This is a genomic window from Cronobacter sp. EKM101R, assembly GCF_963888145.1.
In the GTDB taxonomy this organism is placed as follows: Bacteria; Pseudomonadota; Gammaproteobacteria; order Enterobacterales; family Enterobacteriaceae; genus Cronobacter; species Cronobacter turicensis.
On sequence record NZ_CAWPHW010000023.1, the window covers coordinates 327488 to 353843 of the forward strand.

At 51.6% G+C, this 26356-nt stretch carries 19 protein-coding genes; 15 read left to right on the plus strand and 4 right to left on the minus strand.

The genetic code is table 11. The features are described from left to right. Positions 1–8 precede the first annotated feature (8 nt). Genes AACV31_RS14155 through tssF form a run of 4 tightly spaced genes read right to left on the minus strand, consistent with a single transcriptional unit; the run spans position 9 to position 5014 of the window. Positions 9–1004, minus strand: coding sequence for a fimbrial protein (locus tag AACV31_RS14155; RefSeq protein ID WP_165153271.1), 996 nt, complete (start codon positions 1002–1004; stop codon positions 9–11). 4 nt (positions 1005–1008) lie between these two features. Then, positions 1009–2052, minus strand: coding sequence for a type VI secretion system protein TssA (locus AACV31_RS14160; protein WP_165153273.1), 1044 nt, complete (start codon positions 2050–2052; stop codon positions 1009–1011). Between the two features lie 53 nt (positions 2053–2105). Continuing rightward, entirely contained in the window at positions 2106–3134 is a 1029-nt protein-coding gene (gene tssG / locus AACV31_RS14165; protein ID WP_075198150.1) for a type VI secretion system baseplate subunit TssG, read from the minus strand. Then, positions 3134–5014 carry a type VI secretion system baseplate subunit TssF gene (tssF, locus tag AACV31_RS14170; RefSeq protein WP_165153275.1) on the minus strand — a complete coding sequence of 627 codons (1881 nt, stop codon included), beginning with the start codon at positions 5012–5014 and terminating at the stop codon, positions 3134–3136. Before tssF ends, tssG begins: the two co-directional genes overlap by 1 nt. A 561-nt stretch (positions 5015–5575) precedes the next feature. On the opposite strand from tssF, the gene tssH reads away from it, so the two are divergent. From tssH to AACV31_RS14245, 15 genes are all read left to right on the plus strand, one after another. Next, the gene (tssH, locus tag AACV31_RS14175) at positions 5576–8257 is read left to right on the plus strand and encodes a type VI secretion system ATPase TssH (RefSeq protein ID WP_165153581.1); all 2682 of its coding nucleotides are present in this window, start codon (positions 5576–5578) and stop codon (positions 8255–8257) included. A gap of 73 nt (positions 8258–8330) precedes the next feature. Then, on the plus strand, positions 8331–8861 hold the full coding sequence (locus tag AACV31_RS14180) for a fimbrial protein (RefSeq protein ID WP_075198148.1): 531 nt from the start codon (positions 8331–8333) through the stop codon (positions 8859–8861). A 90-nt stretch (positions 8862–8951) separates the two neighbouring features. Then, positions 8952–9710 (plus strand): fimbrial biogenesis chaperone, encoded by a 759-nt coding sequence (locus AACV31_RS14185; protein WP_165153277.1) that lies wholly within the window; start codon positions 8952–8954, stop codon positions 9708–9710. 93 nt (positions 9711–9803) lie between these two features. After that, positions 9804–12407 (plus strand): fimbria/pilus outer membrane usher protein, encoded by a 2604-nt coding sequence (locus AACV31_RS14190; RefSeq protein WP_105538614.1) that lies wholly within the window; start codon positions 9804–9806, stop codon positions 12405–12407. Next, on the plus strand, positions 12407–12988 hold the full coding sequence (locus tag AACV31_RS14195; RefSeq protein ID WP_165153583.1) for a fimbrial protein: 582 nt from the start codon (positions 12407–12409) through the stop codon (positions 12986–12988). Before AACV31_RS14190 ends, AACV31_RS14195 begins: the two co-directional genes overlap by 1 nt. A 96-nt stretch (positions 12989–13084) precedes the next feature. After that, a complete protein-coding gene (gene tssB / locus AACV31_RS14200) occupies positions 13085–13615 on the plus strand; it encodes a type VI secretion system contractile sheath small subunit (protein WP_165153279.1) in 531 nt (176 codons plus the stop codon). A gap of 22 nt (positions 13616–13637) precedes the next feature. Further along, a complete protein-coding gene (gene tssC, locus AACV31_RS14205; RefSeq protein ID WP_165153281.1) occupies positions 13638–15134 on the plus strand; it encodes a type VI secretion system contractile sheath large subunit in 1497 nt (498 codons plus the stop codon). Between the two features lie 158 nt (positions 15135–15292). Further along, positions 15293–15778: an Hcp family type VI secretion system effector gene (locus AACV31_RS14210; RefSeq protein ID WP_007791657.1), complete on the plus strand. Its 486-nt coding sequence runs from the start codon at positions 15293–15295 to the stop codon at positions 15776–15778. A gap of 136 nt (positions 15779–15914) precedes the next feature. Further along, complete coding sequence (tssJ, locus tag AACV31_RS14215) at positions 15915–16493, plus strand: type VI secretion system lipoprotein TssJ (RefSeq protein WP_255491218.1); 579 nt, start codon at positions 15915–15917, stop codon at positions 16491–16493. Further along, entirely contained in the window at positions 16480–17826 is a 1347-nt protein-coding gene (tssK, locus tag AACV31_RS14220) for a type VI secretion system baseplate subunit TssK (protein WP_075198144.1), read from the plus strand. Before tssJ ends, tssK begins: the two co-directional genes overlap by 14 nt. Then, entirely contained in the window at positions 17826–19169 is a 1344-nt protein-coding gene (gene tssL, locus AACV31_RS14225) for a type VI secretion system protein TssL, long form (protein WP_165153283.1), read from the plus strand. The genes tssK and tssL overlap by 1 nt, the downstream gene beginning before the upstream one ends. An 83-nt stretch (positions 19170–19252) precedes the next feature. After that, positions 19253–22966: a type VI secretion system membrane subunit TssM gene (gene tssM, locus AACV31_RS14230; protein ID WP_255491219.1), complete on the plus strand. Its 3714-nt coding sequence runs from the start codon at positions 19253–19255 to the stop codon at positions 22964–22966. A gap of 13 nt (positions 22967–22979) precedes the next feature. Beyond that, on the plus strand, positions 22980–23639 hold the full coding sequence (locus tag AACV31_RS14235; protein WP_185155284.1) for a hypothetical protein: 660 nt from the start codon (positions 22980–22982) through the stop codon (positions 23637–23639). Between the two features lie 40 nt (positions 23640–23679). Beyond that, complete coding sequence (locus AACV31_RS14240; RefSeq protein ID WP_165153287.1) at positions 23680–26037, plus strand: type VI secretion system Vgr family protein; 2358 nt, start codon at positions 23680–23682, stop codon at positions 26035–26037. Between the two features lie 57 nt (positions 26038–26094). Next, positions 26095–26355, plus strand: a complete 261-nt coding sequence (locus tag AACV31_RS14245; RefSeq protein WP_075198140.1) for a PAAR domain-containing protein — start codon at positions 26095–26097, stop codon at positions 26353–26355. Position 26356 lies beyond the last annotated feature (1 nt).

Below are 26356 nucleotides of genomic sequence, written 5' to 3' on the forward strand. Positions count from 1 at the left end.
TCAGGCCGTTATTTTATTTGCAGGATAACTTCGGCCTCTGCGGTGAAATCGCCGTTTGCAGGGTGAAGAACCCCTGCGGTCGGCTTAAGGTGCGCTTTCCAGTGAAACGTCGCCGGGGTATTTGCCACAACATTAGCCAACAGTTCGCTGGTACTGCCATCTAATAACATCGTCTTTCCCTGACTGTCTTTGATTTCAATACCAAGCCGGTCGCTATTACCTGCACTATCTTTTACTTTAATATACTGTTTATCTGACGAGGGCGTATTACTGGTAATGGCTGCGATGGCGGAATAGTTACCGTAATCAGACTGGCAGGTAATATCAAAAGAAAGATCCTTTTCTATGCCGTCCGCGGTGAGGTCGGCTGAGGTAACAAGACCGAAATCCACGACTTTATTGTTGTTGAAAGCACAGGCTGGCGTACTGATCACCATTATCTGCCCGATATTCAGTTTTTGCGCGTAGCTACTGATATTATTCATTTCAACCCAGTTATAAGCGATATCGCCGGGGGGTAAAAGAATGTCGCCGTTCGGATCCTTTAGTGACACCCGTGGTTGCGTTTTATAAAGCTCAATGCGGAAATAGGAGCCTGTGGAATAAATGAACCGCCCCAGCGGAGTTTGAAAGCTCATCTTATTTTCAGAGGGGAAATCACCGAAAGCGGAACCGTTGTTCCAGCGCAGTTTTATCCCAATACCGGGTACGGACGTTGGGTAAATTTTTGTACTGGTATCTTGCGGACCAAGATTATAGGGGCTTTTGCCAAATGGCGTGCCATTCAGACAATTAATATAAGAAATCTGAGTGCTTTGCAAAGAGGAGTCATAGCTAAATATGGGTACAGAGGTACTGGTTTGTGCATCAGCATCGATTCGTATGGTCTGTGAGGGAATGGATAATGTGGTGGGACCAACGCCATCACTCAGGTCGACCTGACAAGCCTCTGCGTTGAAAGCAGTAAAAGCAAACAGCGCAACAATGAAAAGCGATTTTTTCATCTTTTTATTCCTTTTCAGCATCCAGTCGAGAAATTAATTCTGCGGGGATAAACTTCAATAATTCATTAAAGCTCATACCGATAGTCTGTTCGGTAAAAGCGAGCAGAGGGATAACAGGGCTGCTTGGTTCAGAATTAAGAAACCAGGCGCGGATTTCTTTAATTCTGGAGAGCGCCTCTGCCCGGGTGCGAATATTTTGCTCTTTCCCGGACGCTATTGCCGGTGCCGGTTCCTCTCCGGATATTGTCAAAGAGGGCAGAGCATCATTTTCTGGAATAGCCGGCATTAGCACTTCAGGTTGTGGCATTGAGAGTGATGGCTGCCCACTATGCGAGGAAAACAGCATAAGCAATTGGCTCAGTTGTGGAAAGTCAGGCAAATCAGTACCTGCAAAGCCGGGTAATATGCTTTTTATCCGATCGAGCCACGCTTGTGCTGCCTGCAAGGAGTTAATGACAGGATCGTTATGCGTTTTCCATTCATGGCGTAATGTGGAAAGCATAATTTCAGGTAACGCATCACTTTCACGCGGCACGGCATGGGATTTTTCAAATATCTTAAGCGTAATTTGCGTACCGGCCGCTTTAGGCAATATCTGGTTACGCAGGTCGCCAATAAGACCGTGAGTATCTTCCAGCTCGTTCAGGGCGTTAATCCGCATTAAAGGATCAAACTCGCCTTCGTCATAGAGTTGAGGATGAATATCGTCGGGCCACCGTTTAATTAAAGAAAACAGGGCGGTGAGTCCTTCTTCAAGCGCGGGCAGGCCAATCTGTCTCAGACGACAACGTATAAGGATAATCATTAACCTGAGATCTTTGCTGCGCTGAAAAAGGGCATGGCAATCCCGTTCGGCCTCCGCCCAGTTCACTGGTTCTGCCGCCTCGGTGAAATGACCATATTCCGCGTCAAGTCTGGGCTGCAGACGTGACAGCAGCAAAATGAAGTCGGGATCATATTCAAGGTTCACACCGCAGGAAAGCGAGCCAGGCAGAGGCCGCATAAGCGGCTGATAATATTCAGGCACCTGCAGGGTATTTATATCCATAATAATGTTTATCCTTTACGGTACGATATATTGCCATTGAAAACCGTTGCCACTCAGCCGTTTAGCTTAAACTCGGGCTCGAAACACATGCCGTAGAGCGGTTTAAGTGACGCTTCTCTGGCAAGCCAGCTGGCATAACCCAACTGATGTGCGCCATCCAACGAGGTACAAGGCACTTCCTGTGCCTTGAGAAGCAACTGCACCTCCCAGGCATATTCAAAACCGATGAAGTTGCGTACCCATTCTTTCAGGACAGGGAGATCCTGCCCCCATGGACTAAAACGCAGGTATTGCTCAAGAGTAAGCGGCCCGATAATGAGCTGAAATTTATGCTGACGATCCAGTACGGTTTCGCCCAGAATCGCGCTTTTACCGAGCAATATCGCGGTGTCGCCGTTGCCAAGATGCGTCTGATCGGGGCGGTCTAACTGGATCCAGTGACCGACAAATTCTTTTATCTGGACAGGCACCTGGAAGTAATCCTGCAGGGCGCCAAGCAATCCTTCGGGGTTGCGGGGCTCACGGACAAGATGGGCGCACGAGGTCAGGCGAGCATGGGCAGGAAGAGAGGAATGGGCAATTTCCTGAAGATCCAGACCAGCAAGACTGCCGACATAAAAGGCAAATTTTTCATCATCCGTTCTGTCAAGCGTCGCGGTATCCTGCGCAATGAACCAGGCGCGATAAAAATGTGAGAGCGCCCGGTGATGAAACAGATCGACAAAATCCGCCAGCGCATAATCGTGATTCTCCATCCGGCTATACGTCAGCTCGGTAAAATGGAGCGGCATTGCGCCTTGTGCGCCCCACACGCCCGGACAGAAAATGTGCAGATTGACTTTGCCGTCACGCCAGTTCAGTTGTGCGATTTCGCGTGGCGCGAATGCCATATGCGCGCGTTGTCCAATTCTGAAGCTTTCCTGTGAAGGCAATGCGGCGTGCCCGACAGGCGGCTGATCGGGCGTTTTTGCCGCAATAGCGCGCAGCGTGCTGATGAAGCCTGATTTCCAGGGAGTATCACTTTGACACCAGGCATTCAGATCCGTGGGCAGAGGCGCTTTCGCTGTGAGTACAGATGCCATTACAGGATCCCCCGTCTTCCGGGACGCGCTTTCCAGCAGCTGATGCGTCCTCGCTGCATAGATACTAATTCCGTTTCGGTGAAAACATTAATCGCGGCGTGCCGGGCGACGTAATTTTCCATAATGAGCCCAAAGAGATACGGGCTAATACCGGAGAAGCCCCTTTCATCAACGGTAAGCGTGCAGCGGACGCCTCTGCCATAAATAAGCAGGCCGTTGTCTGGCAGGCGGCGAATAACCGGCTCGCTTTTACATCCCACCAGAGCATCTATATGAGTGTTGGCCTCACTGTCATATTGGCTGACAAACAAACGCAGCATCTTACGTAGCGCTTCTCCGCCTGGGCTGTGATCCATGTCCGCCAGAGGCTGGTAATTGAAACTGAGTTGGCGAATCAGCCGCCAGGCTGATTCATCCTCGGCAAAAGGCGGTTGGGGTACGGAGGGGGTACACACAAATCTTGCGCCCTCAACGGGGGCGGCGTCCGTCATGGTGAGTTCAAAATTTCCCGTACGGGCAAGCAGCGCGGGAAGATCGCGGTTAGTGACCAGCGCATCGACAGATAAGTAGCGGATGGCGTCACCATAGGGCGCTTCGTGCTGGTCGACAAGCGAGATGAAAACTTCAGTTCCCCGGTATGACGTTCGCGTTTCGTAATGGCGGACGCTCTTTTCCTGCGTTCTGGGGCGTCTGGTGTATGAAAAGTAGCGCCCGGCATTGCCGTGGTGATAATGGCGAGTCTGAAACAGCGGATTGAATACTACTTCGTTACTGGTTTCTGCCTGCTGTCCGATAACGTTATTGATGGAAAAGACTTCGTAATCCAGCGGACGGCTGCGATCGGCGACGACATGAAATTCATTTAATGCTCTGTTAATTTCCACCTTGTCCATTTGTTTAGGAAACAGGTTAATCACAGGCGTACAAAACAGCAGAAACCGTGAAGCGGTAATATGGCCGACCAGCTCCTGGGGTGCGTTATCCAAGAGAATGATGATCTCCGCTTCATTACTTTCTATCTTTTTTAGCCCCTTGCTTAACTGGGTAAGCGTAAAAAAGTAAAAACGTTGTCGGCAGGCAAAGTACTCCTGGATAAGCGTATGACCATGAAAAATATTCCACTGAGCAGGTAGTAATCCCTGCTCAGGCGTCAGGCCCTCAAAAGCTAACGGCTCTTCTGTAACAAGCGTGTCTTCGATTCCCCCATGCGACTGGCCGCGAATCATCATCGCAACATTCGCGGTATGGATAAGCTCGAAGATATGTGAAACAACGCGTTCATCTCCGTCGATATAAATGGGAAGTTGCTCAAATCCGCTAAGTTGTGAAAAATGCAGGCCCTCATGAATTTTGAGCCTGATACGCAGCGCGCCTTTAAGCCTCTGCAGCGGCAAATTGAATTTTGCAGACGCCGGAATATCCGGTGGTAAAGAGGTCAGTCGGGCTTCCGCGATTTCCAGTGGCCAGAGCGTAACATTATGGCCGCTGCGAAATTCACAACGAGTTGCTTCGCCGGGAGCAATCGGGGTGTAGAACGCACTGTGGCGAGGCACGATATAGCCCTGCGTTAAGTCGCCTTCCTTTAAATCAGGTTTCAGTTGCACCACACCCATAGAGGGGATCGGGGATGTATAATTAGGATAAATAATGTCCAGCAAACGCTGCGTAAATAAAGGAAATTCCGCATCCAGTTTAATCTGCATACGCGCGGACATAAAACAGAATGCTTCAATCAAACGTTCTACATACGGGTCCGCTATTTCTATGCCATGCATCCCCAAACGTGCTGCTATTTTGGGATGGCGCGAGGCGAATTCTTGCGCCATTTCACGCATATAGGTGAGTTCTTTATTGTAATAATCAAGAAACTTATTATCCATGTTCTACCCTGATTAAACATAAGTCGTTAAAGGACTACTCCGGTATACCTCACCCTTTTATGCGCTTGCCCGCTACGTTTGAATGTAATGGAGCTTTAACGTCATTCGCGCCTTACAGACTAAACAGAGTTATAAAGCCAGACAGATAAATGGTGATGCTATCACGCTCGGCGCGATAACAGCGTAAGCTACTCAAACATTCATCAAATATATATTGAAGGTTCCATTTATAGATTAACTGGGAATTTCTGAGTCGCTTTTTTGGATATCATTCCTGATAAAAGTATGTCACGCCAGTAAAACTCGCTCAACGCATAACACAAAATCAAATAGCTTTGCTGATGTGTCCTTTTTAAATAAATCCAATATAAACAGTGTGTTATGTTTTATTGTTGACTGTTTTTAGGAATTTAACTTGGATTGATTTCTTAAATGGTTCCTGTAACAGGATTAGGTCTTTATCTCCGTTTGTTTTTTCTCTATTTTCTAAAAAAAGAAATGGCGCAATCTGGTAATCAGGCTGCAGTTCTTTCCGAAAACTATGTTAAGAGAAAACATCACGTGACTATCTCAAGGAAGAATCTTTTTTCAACGCTGGGCGAAACGCTTTTCAGGAGCATTGAAAGCGCAACGACCTTTTGCAAGTTACGTGGTAATCCTTATGTTGAACTAGTTCACTGGATTAATCAGCTTTGGCATCAGGAGGACAACGATTTAAAACACATCGCACATTACTTTAATGTTGATAGCGAAGGACTGGAGCGTGGGTTAAGTTATTCCATTGAACGTTTGCCTGGTGGCGCGACGGCGGTTTCTGATTTCTCTTATCTTATTGAACTCGCTATTGAACGAGCCTGGATATATACCAGCCTTGAGCGTTGTGAAAATAAAATACGCAGCGGCCATCTTTTAATGGCTCTTCTTACCACTGTAGAGCTGCGCCGCGCGTTACTGGCGGTGGCGGCTCCTCTTGATAAAGTGGTTCTTGAACAACTCAGTCATGATTTTGACTATATAACCCGTCATTCACCTGAGGCGCAGGAAAGAGAATCGAATGCTTTTCTCAGCAGCCAAAGCGCCGTGCCGGGTGAAGCCAGCGGGGCTATCAAGCTACAAGGCACCGGAAGTCTTGCGCAATATTCGACCGATCTGACTGCGCTTGCCAGGGAGGGGAAAATTGATCCTGTGCTGGGGCGCGATCGCGAAATCAGCACGGTTATCGATATCCTGTTACGCCGCCGTCAAAACAACCCCTTACTCACCGGCGATGCTGGCGTTGGTAAAACCGCCGTTGTCGAAGGACTGGCACGCGCTATTAGCAGCGGCGATGTTCCTCCGTCGCTCTGCGATGTGCGCTTATTAAGCTTAGATATTGTGGCGCTCTCTGCGGGTGCCAGTATGAAAGGGGAGTTTGAAGCTCGCCTTAAAGCTGTGCTGGAAGAGGCTGCTTCATCCGAACAGCCCGTTATTCTATTTGTTGATGAAATACATAACCTGGTTGGGGCCGGTAATAGCGCAGGTACTGGCGATGCGGCAAACCTGCTGAAGCCAGCGTTAGCCCGGGGGCAATTACGGACTATCGGAGCCACTACCTGGAGCGAATTTAAACGGCATATCGAAAAGGATCCGGCACTCACGCGTCGGTTCCAGGTTTTGCAGGTGGAAGAGCCGGATGAAAACAGCGCTACAGATATGTTGCGTGGGATGGTACCGGTGCTCGAATTGCATCATAACGTCTGGATTTTGGATGAAGCATTGCGCGCCGCCGTAAAACTTTCGCATCGTTTTATCCCTGCGCGACAGCTGCCGGATAAAGCCATTAGCCTGTTGGATACAGCCTGTGCAAGGGTAGCTGTTGGGCAGCATACGCCGCCACGCGTACTGCAGGATTTAAAATATCAAATTGAATCTGCAAACAGGCAGCTTTCGCTAGCTATCAAAGCCAGTACTTTCGGTAAGGAAGATCAAGCCTCTATCGATACATTAAAAAGCGTTATTGCGCTGAGGTCTAAAGAGGCTGATTTACTTGAGTCGCGTTGGATACAGGAAAAGACGAGTGTCAGTAAAATTATCGCTGCCCGGGCGACGTTGCAGCATCTTTACCAGAATGAAGAGATCGATCGCGCAGAGCGGGAGGCATTAAAGCAAGCGCTTTTAGAGACAGAGGCTGAGCGCAATGCGATTCGTCATGAGCAGGCGATGGTTCACACGGAAGTCAGTGCAGAAGTCGTTGCTGCGATTGTCAGCGAATGGACCGGCATCCCGATAGGCCAGATGCTGCAGGATGAAATGAATGTTGTTCGTGAACTTCCTGTGCGCCTTGCCGAACGCGTTACTGGCCAGCCTTTTGCTCTGAAACAAATCAGCGAACGCATTTTAATGGCACGGACAGGGTTAGCCGATCCTGTACGTCCTACAGGCGTCTTTATGCTCACCGGGCCATCCGGGACGGGGAAGACCGAGACCGCGTTGACCATTGCGGAAAATATGTATGGTGGTGAGCATAACCTTATCACCATCAATATGAGTGAATATCAGGAAGCGCATACCGTTTCAGCGTTAAAAGGATCGCCGCCTGGGTATGTGGGCTACGGTGAAGGAGGGATCCTTACGGAGGCTATTCGCCGTAAACCATACAGCGTTATTTTGCTGGATGAGATCGAAAAAGCGCATCCTGATGTTCATGAGCTTTTTTTCCAGGTATTTGATAAAGGGCGTATGGAAGATGGTGAAGGTCGACAAATCGATTTTCGCAATACCATCATATTATTAACCAGCAATGTCGGTAGTGAAAAGATTAGCCTGTTATGCCGTGATGAGAATACTGTGCCTGATGAGGAAGGCTTACTAACGCTGCTGAATAATGATTTATTAAAAGTGTTTCCTGCTGCTTTTCTCGGAAGGGTGACGGTAATCCCTTATCTGCCGCTAAAAAACGATGCGTTGATGTTTATCGTGAAGATGCAGCTTAAGCGAGTGGCTAATCGTCTGTATGAAAACCATAACGTAACGCTTCAATATAATGATGAGGCCATCAGATATATTGTTGAACAATGTCATGTGGCCGAAACCGGTGCGCGGATATTAATTCGTTACATCGAGCAAAAAATTATACCAAAGATAGGAGGGATTCTTATGGATAGCGCTCTTAAAGCAAGGCTTTTGGGCGTGACGATTAGAACAGGAACAGAGTGTCTCCTGATTGAGCCTTATATCAACGATGACATTGCTGAAATAAATTAAGAAATGCAGTAACCGGGAACCATACAAGGATGGTTCGTTTTCGAAAGTTGAATTGAACAAATGAAGGATTATTATGCGTAAAATAAATCTCGTATACTGTGCATTGGCGCTTGGCTTAATTTCAGGTTATGCGGAGGCCGTATCACAGGGGACAGTAACATTTAATGGGAAGCTGATCGCTGAAACCTGCGAAATCGACACAAACGATGTTGATAAAACTGTCACTCTACCTACCATTTCTACGCAGACGCTTGCCAAAGCGGGAGATGAAGCGGGTAGTACTACTTTTACTATTAAAGCGGTCAATTGCCCTGCTGCCATTACTAAAGTAGCGGCTCATTTTGAGGCCCTTGACTCAACCGGATTCAACCCTGTTACCGGCAATTTGACAAATGCCGCCGCAGCGGGAGCCGCAAAAAACGTTGAAGTACGGTTATATAACACTGACTCCAGCGTGATCTCCGTTGGTGAGACGGGCGCCGCGTTTGACGTACAGTCTGACCAGACGGCTGAGATGCGTTATATCGGCGGCTATTATGCCTCTGCGGCTACAGAAGCTGGCGACGTCACTGCCAAAGTTAATTACACGTTAAGTTATCCCTGACAAGTATGTATGGCGATCCGTGAAAACGGCTCGCCATTAATACTAACTGCTGCATCATATTCACGACAAATAATTAATTAAGGCTTTGCTATGTCTTTCAATCTTACAAAGATAATGGCTGTTTTTTTGTGTGGTATTTCTGTCTGCTCAGCCTCAATGACAATTAGCGGCACGCGAATTGTATTTCCTGGTGATGAAAAAGAAACTAGCGTTCGTACTACAAATAAAGGCAGTCAGCCCGCTTTAGTCCAGGTTTGGGTCGATGATGGTAAAGCCGATGCTGATATAAATGCAGTAAAAATTCCTTTCGTCGTTACGCCGCCGGTTTATCGCGTGGAGCCAGGCAGGGGACAAAGCGTACGTCTCGTTTATAATGGAATGAACTTACCCCAGGACCGGGAATCGGTTTATTGGTTTAATATGCTGGAAATCCCTCCGGCACCTGCTGGCGCTGTGAAGAAAAACCGTCTGGAACTGGCGTTTCGCACGCGAATAAAAATTTTTTTTCGACCGCAAACACTGTCCAGCAATAGCGAGGGAAGCGTTGATAAACTTCACTGGAAGCTAATTAATGACAATGTTAAAGGCACAGGCATAGAAGTGACCAACCCCACACCGTATTTTTTCTCTTTTGATACTGCGAAGCTAAATACCTCGATGGGTAAAATTGATTTAGCAATGGATATGGTAGCCCCAGGTGCTACTGAAAGGTTTTATTCCGTTAAGAATATGAATGCCCCGGCATCTGTTAGTTCAGTGACATTTTGGTTTTTGAATGATTATGGTGCCTCTGTCATGAAAACCCTCAAGCCTGGTGCTGGGGGAGATTTGAAAATTTCTGAAAAATAAAAACAAGCCAGTAATGCATTCTGTGCCTGACATTAACTCAGGAGTTCACAATAAATATGCCGGAGGTCATTCTCTTTGGGAGAAGCTAAGATTATGAACAGAATTTATTTTAACCGAATACACCTTCTTCCAGTATTTCAAGGGATTGTTTTTAACCTTAAACCCTTTATTAGTGTATCCATAACCGCCTTTTCCACACTGGTGATATTTAACGTGGCGGCAAAAGAAACCAATGCTGTTACTGCAGCAGAATCGGTTAATTTCAACCAGTCTTTTATACATGGAGAAAAGTTTGATATCTCCCGTTATACTGAAGGCAACCCTGTCCCTCCGGGTACTTATGACGTAACGATAATTGTCAATGGGCAAAACCACGGACAGCATGGTATTCGTTTTGAACAATACGCAGCCGAGAAAAACGCCCGTCCCTGTTTGCTTCTCAACCAACTGGAAGAAGCTGGCATTCGCCTGGAACGTCCCATTACTGATAAACAACTTGAGGATACCCGCTGCTATCGCTTCGATGAGCTGATCCCCAAAAGCCAGGTGAATTATAATCCTGCCGATTTTGAGCTAACGCTTGAGGTGCCACAGATAAATTTAATACCCCAACCGCGAGGCTATATCGATCCCAGCCGTTGGGATGCAGGCAGCACGGTGGGATTTTTGGATTACAGCAGTAACTTTTACAGCCTCTTTCAGAATGCGAATAATGGCGGAGATGGCGATTCCTGGCAAGGCAACCTCGGCTTATTAACCGGCCTGAATTTTGCGGGCTGGCGGTTGCGTAAACGCATAAATTCCGACTGGACTAATGACAAAAGTCTTCGTACACAAAATCTGGCAGGTTATGCGCAAACCGATATCACACCACTCAAAAGCCAGATGACGCTGGGAGATTCGAATACTTCTGGCGATCTCTTTGACAGCTATAACATTCGGGGCGCGCAGCTTGAATCTGACGAGCGAATGTTGCCTGAGAGTTTACGTAATTATACGCCAGTGGTGCGCGGTATTGCGGATACAAACGCGAGGGTCAAGATTACTCAGCGTGGCCAGACCATTTATGAAACCGTAGTGCCACCGGGTGCGTTTGAAATCACCGATATTGGCGCGATGGGTTATGGCGGCGATCTTGAAATGACCATCATCGAAGCCGATGGCCGTCAGCGTATTCAGAACATCCCTTTTTCTGCGCCGCCGATGCTTTTACATCAATCGGTTTCGCGCTTCGCGATTTCAGCTGGCAAACTAAAAGATGATGCCGTTCATGACGAACCCACTATTTTTCAGAGTGTTTATCACTATGGTCTGACCAGTAATTATACCGTTTACACGGGTTTTCAGATCTCCGGTCACTATTATTCAATGGCTGTGGGGCATGCCGTGAATACGCCGATCGGCGGGATATCCATGGACATTACCCATGCGAAAAGCGATCTGGCGGATTCAAAAGAGTCCAGCGGCAACAGTTTTAAAATTGGTTTGACAAAATATGTTAGCCCTACGGATACCAACCTGACGCTGGCTGCTTATCGATATTCCTCTAAAGGCTTTTACAGCTTCAGGGAGGCCAGCATTGCGCGTTCGGGGGATGATGAAGATTACAACGCCAGTGATTACCGGACCCGGCAGCGTCTGACGGCAAATATTTCGCAGTCGCTCTGGAGTGGCAGCTTTATCAACTTTAGCGCCAGCATTTACCGTTACTGGAATAACCGGGAAGCCTCAAAGCAGTACTCCGTTTCCTGGACACAGGCGCAGCGCTATTTTTCCTGGACGCTTAGCGCGATGAGAACGCGTGATGAAGATGATAATTATGACGATACGTATATGGTTACCATCAATGTTCCTTTAGGCCGGGGGGCGAATGAAAAGCCGCTCTTTAACTCGTTATATTCGACTGTATCAAACACTGATTCCGGGGATTCTCTCTGGCAGCTTAATGCCACCGGCACCCAGGGCCAACAAAATGAAATTAACTATGGTATTGGCACTACGATTAATAAAAATGACGATACGCCCAGTGAGGAGCAGCTAAGAGGAAATATTAGCTACGATTCACCGGTAGGGCAGTTCGCGGCGACGGCCTCAATGAACAACCGCTCAGCGCGCCAGCTATCAGCAACGGCGAACGGTAGCCTGGTTGCGCATAAAGGTGGGATCACCGCAGGCCCGTCGATTGGCGACTATCCATTCGCCGTTATTGGGGTACCGGGTGGCGAAGGCGCAAAAGTCTTTAACGGACATGGCGCAAAAGTAGACGGTGCGGGTTATGCGATTGTTCCGTCCCTGACGCCCTATCAGGAAAATATTGTCTCGATCGATTATTCCGGCTTACCAGATACGGTTGATGTTCTGGAAAACCAAAAAACGGTCGTCCCGCGTATGGGATCGGCAATTACGGTGGATATGAAAACCCTCGTCGGACGTCCAATGATACTCATTGTTAAAGATGCTGCCGGGCAATTTTTACCAATAGGCGCACAAATTGTTGATGATAAAAATGTCAGCCAAAGCATTATTGGTCAGGGCGGTATGGCATTCGTGCGAGGATGGGACCCGGAAAAACAAAATCTTTATACCGAATGGGATAAAAATAAATGTCTCGTAAGAACGACGGGTACGAAACAATATGCGCATGATTTACCGGAAGGCAAAATCGTGCAGATGGAGGTGACATGTATACCGCAATAATGTCATATCGGTTAATACGTACTTTATCTGAAGCAGGTTTGCTATTGATACTTTTCTGTTATGCCGGTTTTTGTTTCGCGGATAAATGCGTGAATGCTGGCGACTGCAAAATCAATGTCTCTTTTACCGGGACTTATATGGAAGAAACATGCGGCGTCAGCATAAATAATGCTTCTTCATCCGAGACGATTACGTTGCCAGTATTGTCAACCACTGTATTGCAAAAAGCAGGCGCAGAGGCGGGAAGCCAACAGTTTTCTGTGACGCTTACCCATTGCCCGATTGATAAGTCGGTGATGTTGAGATTTGTGAATGATAACGGTTTTGCTGACGTAAAAACCGGTAATCTTATTAACGAAGCCGGAACCGGTTATAGTGAAAATGTTCAGGTCAGGCTACGTAAAGCCGACGGTACTCAAATGAGCATTAACGATGAGACCAGTACTCAGGAGTACGTTATCCCGGCAACAGGGGATGATATTACGCACTATTACATTGCCGCCTACTATGCAGCCGGGTCAGGTAACGTTACTCCAGGCGAAGTCGGTACGCTTGCAAATATAGACATAATTTATAAATAACGACGCTTGTGAGAACGCGTTCTTATTTTTAGAGATTTGTAACATAAGGCTTTAACTATTTTTATTGCTGTTAACCGGATAGGGATGAAGGTATATATGGTAAGTAAAAGTAACTCGCAAAAATTTATTGCACGGAACCGGGCGCCACGCGTACAGATTGAGTACGATGTGGAAATATACGGTAGTGAAAAAAAGATTGAGCTCCCTTTTGTTATGGGGGTGCTGGCTGATTTATCGGGTAAGCCTCTGGAGCCGCTGCCTGCCGTCGCAGACAGAAAGTTTCTGGATATCGATATCGATAACTTCGATGAACGCATGAAAGCAATGAAGCCTCGTGTGGCTATTTGTGTTCCAAACACGCTTTCCGGCGAAGGGCAACTGATGGTGGATATTTCTTTTGAAAGCATGGATGACTTTTCTCCGGATGCCATTGCGAAGAAAATTGAGCCATTAGCCCAATTACTGGAGGCACGAACGCAATTAGCCACGCTGCAAACTTATATGGACGGCAAAGCCGGCGCTGAAGGGCTGGTAATGCAATTACTGAATGATAAATCTTTACTGAAAACATTAGCTTCCTCGCCGAAACCGCAGCAGGCTTCAGCTGAAATCGAGCGGGAAGAGTAAGCGGAGATAACGGAATATGTCCATGACTCAAACACAGAAATCCCATAGCGCCGCTGCGTCTGCCGTTGAAATCGATGATTTTAATGCGCTGCTTGCAAGAGAGTTCAAACCACGTTCGGATCAGACTCGCTCTGCCGTTGAAGGGGCCGTCAAAACACTGGCGGAGCAGGCGCTGGTCAATGCCGTCACGCTATCTGATGATGCTTACAAGTGCATTGCATCAATCATCGCGGAAATTGACAGAAAACTCTCCGAGCAAATCAACCTTATCTTACATCACGACGAGTTTCAGACGCTGGAGAGCGCCTGGCGCGGCCTGCATTATCTGGTCACCCATACCGAAACAGACGAAAAGTTAAAGTTACGCTTTCTGGATATTTCCAAAACCGACCTGCGCCGTACGATGAAACGCTATAAAGGCGTCGCATGGGATCAAAGCCCGCTATTTAAAAAAGTCTATGAAGAAGAGTACGGGCAGTTGGGCGGCGAGCCCTACGGTTGTCTGGTTGCCGACTATTATTTCGATCACAGCGCGCCTGATGTCGATCTCCTGGCCTCGCTCGCTAAAGTGGCGGCATCTGCGCATGTTCCCTTTATTACCGGCGCTTCGCCATCCGTGCTGCAAATGGAATCCTGGCAGGAGCTTTCCAATCCACGCGATCTGACAAAAATCTTCACGCAGAATCTTGAGTATGCGGCCTGGAACTCGCTGCGCCTGGCGGAAGATTCTCGCTACATCGGTCTTGCCATGCCGCGCTTCCTGGCACGCTTGCCCTACGGCATTCGCACCAATCCGGTTGACGAGTTTCATTTTGAAGAAACGACTGACGGCGCAGACCATTCAAAATATGTCTGGTCAAATGCCGCCTATGCGATGGCTGTTAACATCAATCGTTCCTTTAAAGAATATGGCTGGTGTACGCTCATTCGCGGCGTTGAAAGTGGCGGTGTCGTGGAAGGGCTACCGTGCCATACCTTCCCGACAGACGATGGCGGCATTGACATGAAGTGCCCGACGGAAATTGCTATATCCGATCGTCGCGAAGCTGAACTCGCTAAAAATGGTTTTATTCCGCTCGTGCATCGTAAAAATACCGATTATGCCGCCTTTATTGGCGCACAGTCTTTGCAAAAACCCGCTGAATATTATGATGCAGACGCCACGGCCAACGCGAATTTATCGGCGCGTTTACCCTATATGTTTGCCTGTTCGCGTTTCGCACATTATTTGAAATGTATCGTCCGCGATAAAATCGGTACTTTTAAAGAGCGCGACGACATGCAGCGCTGGCTGAATGACTGGATCATGAATTATGTCGACGCCGATCCCACTAACTCGTCGCTGGAAACGAAATCGCGCCGTCCGCTCGCCGCCGCTGAAGTTATTTTGGAGGATGTGGAAGGAAATCCGGGTTATTATCAGGCGAAATTCTTTTTACGTCCCCATTTCCAGCTTGAAGGCTTGACGGTGTCATTACGCATGGTCGCGAAACTACCGTCATTGAAACATGTTTCCTGATATTTTACATCATAGTAGCCGGTAAGCCGGAAATTTTATAACAGCAAGTATGACAGGAATAAAAAGCAGGTTGATGCTGCCTGTGACGGGCCTCATCGCTTGTTTTTTAAGGTGGCGTTATTCGCCATATATATCTAACCGTGCTCAAGAGGAATGATATGGCACAGGATATGTTTATTAAAATTGATGGTATCGAAGGGGAGTCTTTAGATGCCACTCATAAGAATGAAATTCAGGTTCTGGCATGGCACTGGAGTGTTTCGCAGCATTCTAATATGCATAGCGGTTCCGGTGGGGGTTCCGGTAAAGCGACCGTGGCTGACTTCTGCTTTGAGCACTATGTTGATAAGGCCACGCCTAATCTGGTGAGTTACTGCCTGACCGGCAAGCATATTAAAAATATACAGTTTGTTATTCGTAAAGCGGGCGGCGATCCGCTGGAATATCTGCTGATCAAATTCACTGATGTCATTATTACCGGCGTGGATGTTATGGGCTCGCTGGAAGATGAAACACGGCCGCGTGAATCGGTACGCTTCTCGTTTACCAAAATGACTGAAGATTATGTGATGCAGAATGCGGAAGGTCAGAAAGCGGGTGTTATTTCTGCCAGCTATGACGTTAAAGCTAACCTGCACGGCTAATTAAGGCCGCAAGGGCTAAAACTTGCCGTTAAATGACGGCAAGTTTTTACGCCTGAGAGGTATTTATGGCGATCAGAATTCATTACGTAATAAGACATGGCTCAATAAACATGGCTGATTTAATGAGTTATTTCGAATGATGTCTGGCTGGAATTTATTTGCCCGGGCGACAGAGTTTCGCCCCGCCAGCTCGTCTGGCTGGCGGGCTTGCCTGTTTATCGCGCTGGGCATGATATCGGCGTGTCGGTCCGCACCGCCCGACGACAACGAAAATAAGGTAGCGTTAACGCTGGTTGCTGGCGCGAATATGAACCCGAATGTGCGTGGCGTGGCGAGTCCGCTGAAAGTTTTTGTTTATGCGCTCACTCACGATGAAGCGTTTCTGGACGCGGGTTACCTGACAATTACCGGTTCACCCGATCCTGAATTAAAAAAAGAGATGCATCCATTATGGGAAGGCATTTTGCGCCCCGGTGAGACAAAGCACATCACCGTCGCGGTGGACGATACGACCCACGCGCTCGGCATTGTTGCCGCTTATCGGGACATTCAAAAGGCGCAGTGGAGCGAGACGTATCAACTGACTGAAAAGCAGCAGCCCGCCTGGTACCAGTCGCTCTGGCCATGGCAGACCGAGGCGCCAGCGCCAACTGTCGACGTCAGCTTCGATAAATTACATATCACTATCAATGGATTGAACCGTGAGAACGAATAAAGTTATCTGGAGTGAAGGTCTGTTTTTACGCCCGCAACTGTTTCAGCAGCAGGAGCGTTATCTGGAGTATTTCTCGCATAAGCGAGCCGCCACCATAACTCCCTTTTTCTGGGGTTTTTCGCGTTACAGCATTGATAAAGAAGCGCTCGCCTATGGCAAGCTCGTTCTGCATTCGGGCAGCGGCGTTTTCCCCGACGGCACGCCTTTCGATATTCCGGAGCATGTTTCTCCACCGGAGCCGTTAACGATCCGTCCCGAGCATTTAGGGCAACGACTCTTTCTGGCCGTGCCGCTGCGCCTTGATAACAGCGACGAAACCATTTTTGATCAGCATGATGTCAGTTCGCTTGCGCGCTTTTGTGCCTTTGAAACGCAGCTGACCGACGCCAATGCAATTCGTCAGGGACCAAAACCGGTCCAGATGGGGCGTCTTCGCCTGATGCTGACGCCTGAAAGCGAGATGACGGAGTCCTGGATTGGTTTGCCGCTGGCACGCATTCGCGCCATCCAGCCGGATGGCAGCGTGTTATTGCATGAACAGGACTATATCCCGCCGGTCACCAGCTGCGCGGCGAGCGCGCTGCTCGTTGAATGGGTAACGCATCTTAACGGGCTCGTTAAATTGCGCGCCGAAATGCTGGCAGGCAGGCTCTCGAACAGCGACGGCAAAGCCAGCGCCAGCGCGGAAATCGTCGATTACCTGTTGCTGCAAATCTTTAATAAATACGAACCGGTGTTGGATCATCTGCGTCACGTGCCGGAGCTTCCGCCGATTGCCCTGTATCAGGAGCTGGCGAAGTTTGCTGGTGAATTGTCCACTTTCATTCGTACCAAAACGCGGCGACCACGACCCGCGCCAGGCTACGACCATGCGCGGTTGTACCCCAGCATTCGACCGTTAGTCGATGAAGTTCATGAGTTACTGAATCAAATATTGATTCGCGCCGGGCAGATTATTCCTCTGCATGCGAAAGGCAATGGCGTCTGGAGCGCGGCGGTTCTGCCTGGTGAATTGCGTACTTTCTCAAATCTGGTACTGGCCGTGAATGCGCAACTGCCGGCAGATGTTTTACAACAGCATTTTTCCGCGCAGGCAAAAATTAGCGCGCCCCAGCAGTTGCATGAACTGGTGCGGTCGCATTTGCCCGGTCTTGAGCTTCTGGCGCTTCCGGTGCCGCCGCGACAGATCCCCTATAACGCAGGGCATGTCTATTTCGAGCTACAAAAAAGCGGCGCCTTCTGGGAGGCCATTGCGGTTACCGGCGCGCTGGCCATGCATGTCGCCGGTGAATTCCCTGGCCTCAAAATGGAGTTGTGGGGGATCCGTGACTGATGAGCACACTGGATGCGTTAACCCCTGGCGATGAAGCGCTAAGCCTTCAGGCATTAGGTAAATTCCTTGTGGATGAGCAAAACGGTTCGTTCGATTCACAGGCGGCTTTAACTGACCCTTTAAGTGGCGAAAAAGAAAGCGCTTCGGCGTGGCGTTATCACGCTCGCCTCAAAACGGAGAGCATTCAACAGCGCGTCGCAAAAGTGCGCGCCGCGCAAATTCCGCTGCTGGAAGCCGCTCTGCCGCTATTACGCGCGCTCAGTGAAATGCCGGAAACCATTCCGGCGGTTCGTGACGTTGAATCACTCAAAGATATCCTGAAACACGAAATCACGGTTTTCGGGGTGGTCTGTGATGAGGCCGATATTCCCTGGAAAAAAATGGCCATTGTGCGCTATTGCCTGTGCACGGCGCTGGATGAGGCGGCCCATGCGACGCGCTGGGGCATTCAGTCAGGCTGGTCGCAAAGCAATTTGCTCAACCACTTCGAAGGAGATAACGATGGCGGGAATAAATTCTTCCTGCTGGTGGGCAGGCTTTCTGCCAGTCCACATGAATTTCCCGACGTGCTCGAAATTATGTTGCATATCCTGGGGCTGGGTTTCGAAGGGCGCTACAGCATTATTGACGATGGCGAGCGACAACTGACTCGTATTCGCCAGCGGCTGTTAACGCTGATACAGAGCACGCGCGAGACGCTTCCTCCGGCACTTTCCCCTCATGCTTATTGCGATGGTCATACGTCGCGCCGACAGATTTTCTTTCTGCCGGTACGGGTGTCGCTGGCGGTCTGTAGTTTTCTGGTCGTCGCGCTGTTTCTGGGCTGCAAATATTACTTGTCAGTGCCGCAGGAGTTATTCACACAGCAGCTACTGGCGATGCAGCGTTTGCCTGTTACCGAGCCTCGCCCGGCAGAGCGGCTACGCCTTGCCGTCCTGCTTAAAGAAGAGATTGCCCGCCACTGGGTCAGCGTGGATGAGTCGCAGCGGGAAAGCCGCGTCATCTTTCATGGCGATTCCATGTTTTCGTCAGGCGCGGCCAGCGTCAGGCCGGATCGCGTCGACATTATTCGCCGCGTTGCCGCTGAAGTGCAGCGGGTGGATGGCGCGGTGGTGATTATCGGCCATACCGATTCCACGCCCATACGCAGCGGGGCCTTTGCCAGTAATCAGGCGCTGTCGGAAAAGCGGGCGGAGGCGGTTGCCGCCTATTTCCTGGCTCAGGGCATTGCGCCTGAAAAAATCACGCCCAAAGGTGCCGGAGACACGCAGCCGATTGCCAGTAATCACGATGAGAAGGGACGCTCGCAAAACCGACGCGTTGAAATTTTTGTGACCTATTAACGAGAACGACAATGACTTTTTTGAATCGGTTATTTTCCGGTCGGTCTTTAACATTCCTGCTGATGGCGGCCTGGTTTTTTCTTATGGCCTGCGCGATCGGATACCTGGGGCCTTATATCGGTTTTGGCGAGGCGCGGCCTTTTGCCCCGGCGGGTGCGCGCCTGCTGTTTATTGCGCTCGCGCTCCTGTGGCTCGTCGCGCTCTGGTATGGCATTCCGCTCTGCCTGCCCGGCGCGTTAACCGTCTGTGCAGCCATCTGGGTCGCGGGGCCGTATGTGCTGATCGGGGAGCGCTATCCCTTACAGCGCGCGGCAATCCGGCTGGCGGCTATCGCGGCCATTATGACGCTGGTGCTTCTTTATGCGGCCTGGCGGCTGTTGCTGTTCACGCTTAATCATCCTGAATGGATTGAGAAATTACGCTTTCGCAAAAACGCCAGTACGCCCAATGCGGCGCTCTCAGAGGTGGCGCGTATCATCCGGGACGCGCAAAAATTCAGTCGCCGCATGTACGCGCAGGAAAACCGCTGGCGTCGTTTTTTTTCTGCGCGAACCGGGCGCGACGCACCGCCTTGTTGGCTCGTTCTTGGTCCGGAAGGCGCGGGAAAAACCTCGCTGGTTCTCTCATCGGGGCAGGAATTTCCGCTACCCGAGCAGTTAAACCGCACCGGTAAAGAAAATCCGCCCACCGCCAGTTGCGAATGCTTTTTCGCCAATGACGCGCTGTTTATTGATACCTCGGGTAAATATGTCACTCAGGCGGGCGAGAATCGCCAGGAATGGCAGGGGTTGCTACAGGCTATACGTAAATATCGCCCGGCGACAGGCATCAACGGCGCGCTGCTGGCATTTTCCGCACGCGATATTCTGGGCCTGCCCCGGACGCAGCAACTGGAACTTGCCGCCACGCTGCGCGCGCGTCTTGAAGATTTACGCACGATCCTGGGCGCGTGCTTTCCCGTTTATCTTATCGTCACGAAAATCGATGAACTGACCGGGTTTGACGCCTGGTTTCGTCACTTAACTGCTCAGGAACGCGAACAGGTATGGGGCGTGACGTTTCCGTGGGGCGGCGCCAAAGGCGCGCCGACGCCTGAGAATGCTATCGCCGATGAGCTGCGGCTGCTGGAGAACCGGCTTTGCAATGCGGTCAGTGTTCGTCACCAGGAAGAGTACGCCGTGGCGGACAGAAAAAAAATGTATGCGGTTCCGCAGGATTTCCGGTTGCTCGCACAGAGCCTCACGGCGCTGGCGCGCCCCATTTTCTTCGCCTCCCGCTATGATGAGACGCAGGTTTACAGCACCCTGCGCGGGGTCTATTTCACCAGCAGCTGCCAGCCGGAAAGCCTGACGCTTCGCAATAGTACGACGCTGGTGCAGACGTGGCGGCAGTCGGTAACGCAAGCGGGCATCGACGCCAGCGTCTGCCTGCCAGAGGCGACACCTGAAGACGAACGGCCCGGCCCGGAGGTGGTGTGGGGAAAACGCTATTTTTTGCGGCGGCTTTTCGCCGACATCATTATTAAAGATGCGGGACTCGTGCGCTATAACCTGCGGGCGCAGTCAACGTATCGCGTTCGCAATCTCGCCGGTCACGTTGTCTGTTTAACGCTGTGCTTTTTCCTCGCCAGGGGATTGTTAACGAGCTATGCGCACAACCGCGCCTACCTTGAGGCGGTCAGCCGCCACGCGAAGCAGCTACAGAGTGAGGTACACGCTTTTATTAACACGCGCGATCTTCCGCTGTTGCCGACACTGTTAAATACGGCCCGCGATCTTGCCGCGTTTCCGGGGCTTGTTACGGACGAACCGGAGACGGCGTGGCGCTACGGGCTGTATACCGGGGCCGCCGTTTCAGAACAGGCCGACACGTTGTATCACTATTTTCTGCAACGTCTGCTGTTCCCGCTGATTGAGCGCGACGCGACAGCGCGTCTTAACGACGCGCTTCAGGGCGGCGATCAGACACGCCTCTTCGACGCTCTGAAACGTTACCTGATGCTGACCGGCGAGGAGCGGTTCGATCTCAACTATCTCATCGACAGCATTACGCAGGCCTGGAGCGAGAACGGGAAAATCGCGGCTTTCGAAGAGAAAACGGTCTTTACCCGTCATCTGAATGCGTTGTTCTCACAGCCGGAATGGCGGCGCTTCGGCCAGCCGCGCGATGAAAATCTGGTCAGGGCGGCGCGAAAACGGCTGGCGCAAACCACGCTGACGACAAGGCTCTGGGGCAGAGTCCGCGATCAACTGGAAGCCGATGCGCCTCGGGATCTGACCCTTGACCAACTGGCGGGCGAGTCGTCGGCCCATATTTTCACGCTGTCTGATAAGACGCTGCTGGCGCGCGGTATTCCGGGGCTGTACACCCAGGAGGGATACCATCAGATTGTTAAAAAAAAACTGCCGCTGCTGCTGACCAGCGCCTTTCAGGACGATCGCTGGATCATGGGTAATGACAAAGGCGGCCTGATCAACCCGGTGGTGCTGCGCAATGACGTGCTGGTGCGCTATCTGGATGAATACGCCGGTTACTGGGAGCGTCTGCTTAACGGGGTCACGCTTCTGCCCGTCGACGCCGCGCAAAGTGCGGGTATGGCGCCCAACATTTTTATGCTGCGCACGCTGGCCGCGGCTAACTCTCCGCTGGTGAGCCTGGTGCGCGAGGCGGTAAAGCAAACCACGCTGACGGCGAAAGGGCCGGATATCGCCGAAACGCTTAATCTCGCGAACCGCAGCGCGCTGTTAAGTAACGCCAAAAGAGTGAATGACCAGATGGCTTTTCAGGAGCGTCGGTTGCTACAGGAGCGGGTCGATAACCGTTTTGCGGCCCTGCGGGAGTTTTATAGCGGCAGCCCGCAGCCGGATGCCAAAACGGGGAGCGTGAGCGTGATGCCTGGCTCGGCGTTTAACCGGGTCATAGGCGAGCTTAACGATCAATACACGCTGTTCGTGATGTATGACAACGCGCTGCAAGCCGGCGATCCGCCTGCGCTTTCCGAGGCGGCCAGACGGCTCGCCGTGGAATCGGACACCTGGCCTGCGCCGCTTAAAAATATTATCGCGCCGCTGCTTAACCATTCGTTTCAGAAAGTGGAAGGAGAGTCGTTGACGCAACAGCAAGGCGCGATCGCGGCCGGGCCAGGCGAGCTGTGTCGTCGCGGCATTGAAGGGCGCTACCCGCTAAGCGACAGCGACCAGGAGATCAGCCTCAATCAGTTCGAGCGTTTTTTCGGCGCAGGCGGCGCGCTGGACGCTTATTTTCAGGCGCACCTTGCCGACAGCGTGGATACGACGGCGAGCCCGTGGCGTTACAAAGGCCGCGCGCAGGGAGAAGGGCTTGGCTTATTTGAGCAGGGCGCCGCGCTTCGCAGCGCGTTATTCCAGGGAGAAAACGGCAGAAAAGTCGCGCTCGATCTCTCGGTAGCCGTGGTTTACATGGACCCTTCCATCACGCGGCTACAGATGCAGTTCGATGATGTTAACGCGGAATACTCTCATGGACCGGTCACGCCGCTGTTCTTTCACTGGCCGGGCGGACAGTCGGCGAACCCGATACGTCTGGCCGCCCGGCCCGCGCAAAAAGCGGCAACCTCTGAGCTTTCGCTGGAAGGTCCCTGGTCGCTGCTGCATTGGGTGGATAACGCAAGCCAGGTGCGACAGGCGCCTGACGGGAAAACAATCCTGACGTTTTACCTCAATAAACGGCGTGTCGATTTTGAGGTGACAGGCCTGAACTGGGCAGGGCGCTTTGTGCCGGATCTGCTGAAAAGCTTTGCTTGCCCGGCCGCGGCGTAATGGGGGAATAAGCATGTCTGGAAGGAGGATATTTCCCGTTCGCATTACCAGCGTGCAGGAAGGGCGTAGCAGGTTTCACTCGCGGGCGCGGCGCGACCTGATCTCGCTGCTGAAAGCCCATGCGCCGTTGCTGACGCCGCTCGATGGCGCGCCGGGCGTTGATGACTATCCATGGTGCTTCGCGCTGGTCTTCCGACGCCGTTATTACCTGGGCGCGTTTCTTACGGGCGGTCGCGACGACGTGACGTTGCTTGCACTGGTTTCTCCTCTTCGTCATCAAGCGTTCCTGCGCCATGCGGCGCAAAGGCAAAGCCTCGCCTTCTGGCTCGCACGGATCCTGTGTCTGCGGGTTGAAGAACACCCGCGCATTGGGGAGAGCAGGGCGGTACGGCAGTGGGTGCGGGCGTTACGGTGGTCGTTCGCGCCCCGTTGGGTGCGCGGATGCATGCATCACGCCCGGCGTTTTGGGCGGCGCTCCGTGGCGCTGCTGAGGGAGCAGTGCGCAGCGGATTATCGTCTCGGCCCTGAGGCGGGTGTCGACGCGATGCCGTGGCGGGACTGGCCCGAATGCGCCGCAGAGGGAAACTATTTCTGGATCTGGAGACAAAGCCGACACGGTAAATATATCGACGCGCAGCGGATAGCTATTACACAAACAGGGAGGCAACGGTGAAAACGCCGTTGCGTGATTCACGCCAATATCAGGTGCCATTATGTCGCGTACAACGCAATTAAGCAGTCCGGCAATGCCTTTTCTTGCCGGTGAACCGGCATTAGTTCTTTCTAAATTAACCGGAGAAGAAGCGCTTTCCACGTTATATACCTACACCCTGACTGTTAAAACGCCCGCCAGTGCCGCCATCTCCTGGCAGGCGGCGTCAAATATCGATTTCAAAGCCCTGGTGGGTAAAGAAATGACGGTTGTGATGGAAATTGACGGCAGCGGGCTGGATCAAGGGGCGGGCACTGGCCGGGGGCGTCGCGAAATATCGGGGCTGGTAGAGCGCGCCCGCTATACCGGGCGTGACGCGAATCAGGCGATGTTTGAAATAGAGCTCCGGCCCTGGCTATATCTCGCGACGCTCACCAGCGACTTCAAAATTTTTCAAAATAAAAACGTGGTAGAAATTATCGATGAGGTGCTTGCAGATTACGCTTTTCCCTGTGAGAAGCGTCTGAGCGGCACCTATCCGCCGCTCGATTTTCAGGTGCAATATGGCGAAACGGATTTCACTTTTATCCAACGCTTAATGGAAGAATGGGGCATTTACTGGTTTTTTGAACACAAAGACGAGAAGCACCGATTAATTCTGGTCGATCATGTGGGCGCGCATAAACGCGCTGAAAGCCAGGCCTATCATGTTCTGCATTATTTACCCGAAACGCCCAAAGCGGGCGAAGAGTATATTTCTCATTTTACGGCGCAGGAAACGATTACGACCGGGCGCTGGGTGACTAATGATTACGATTTTACGAAGTCCCGCGCGGATATTTTGTCACTCGACAGCAAACCGCGAAATACCAGTTTTAATCAGATGGAGATGTATCACTGGCCGGGGGATTACGCGCAGCCGGGCATTGGCGAACAGCTGGCGCGCGTACGTATGGAAGAGCGCGGCGCGCTGGGCTCACGCGCGACAGGCGAAGGCGAGCTCAGAGGCGTCGTCTGCGGCTGTAATTTTGTCTTAAGCGGTTATCCCGTCGCGAAAGCCAACCGAGAATATCTGGTGATCGCCAGCCGCCTTGAGATAGAGGATAACGCGCAGGTCAGCGGCTATGAAGATTATCGCTGGCATTGTCATTTTCTTGTTCAGCCGACCAGTAAAATCTACCGGCATCCGCTGCAAACGCCCAGGCCGCGCACGCGCGGGCCGCAGACGGCGATTGTCGTCGGGCCGCCTGGCGAAGAGGTCTGGACGGATAAATATGGCTGCGTGAAAGTGCGCTTTGTCTGGGATCGCTACGGTAAAAACCGCGAATCGGACTCCTGCTGGCTGCGCGTCAGTCAGTCGTGGGCGGGCAATAACTTTGGCGGCATTTATATCCCGCGTATCGGGCATGAGGTCATTGTCGATTTTATTAATGGCGATCCGGACCGGCCGCTGATCATCGGCAGTCTGTATAACAACATCACGATGCCGCCCTGGGATCTGCCTGGCAATGCGACCCAGAGCGGGATGGTCAGCCGTACCATCGGCGGCGGGCGAACCAACTTCAACGGCATTCGCTTCGAGGATAAACCCGGTCTGGAGCAGTACTGGGAGCAGGCTGAGCGCAATATGGATCGTCTGACGAAAAAAGATGAAACCCAGACGATTGGTGAAAATTCAAAACTTTCCGTGGGCCTGAACCGGGATGTTTTCGTCGGTGCGAATTACGTTAAAAAAATTCTCGGTAGCTGCCGCAAACTCATTGGGCTTGGCGCATTTATGCAGGTCGGGCTGACGCGTGAGGTGATGGTCGGCGGGGCGCAGGCGCATCACATTGGCGGCGCGAATTCCCTTAACGTCGGCGGCGCGGATTTAACGAACGTCGGCGGCTACAGCGGCACCTCGGTCGGTGGCGCGTGGCAGGTGGCGGCGGGCGGCGCGGCGACCGTAGCGGCGGGCGGGGCGATGTCGTTAAGCGCCGGTGGGGTGCTGACTATCACCGCCAGCACCATCAAAATCATCGGCAGCAGCCAGGTGGTGATACAGGGCGGGCAGGTTCAGCTCAACCCCGGCGACGGGGGCTGCTCCTGCGGTAACGGCAGCGGTGGCGGTATGGGCGCGCTGGCAAGTCTGGCGGGTCTGATGCCGCTGATGGGCATTATGGTGTTACCGCTTCCGCTGCCGGTACTGCCCATTCCTGTCCCCATCCCGGTACCCATCCCGACACATAGTCCAACCGAAGCGCCTACAGATACGCCCACCGAAAGCCCGACGGAGACGCCGACCGAAACGCAAACACCGACGGAAACGCCGACGGACACACCGACCGAAAGCCCGACGGAGACGCCGACGGAAAGCCCAACGGAAACGCCAACCGAAACGCCAACGGATACGGAAACCGTGCCGCCCAATCTATGGTAACGACACGCCTCAGGCTGGCGGAGGGGCCGCCAGCGTTTTATTCGCTAAGGAAAATCGATGCAAAATGCAGCACGGGCAGGGGATGCCATCAGCCACGGCGGCGCCGTTTCTAACGGCTCCGGCAATGTCTCCATTAATGGTGCGCCAGCGGCGATGCAGGGCGCGAGCAGCGCCAGCTGTTCCATTCACGGATCCTCGGCCGTTTCATCCGGCTCGGGATCGGTCTTTATTAATAATAATCCGGCCGCCCGCGTTGGTGATACCACGGGCTGCGGCGCCGCTATCTCCAGCGGCTCCGGCGACGTACTTATCGGGTAGC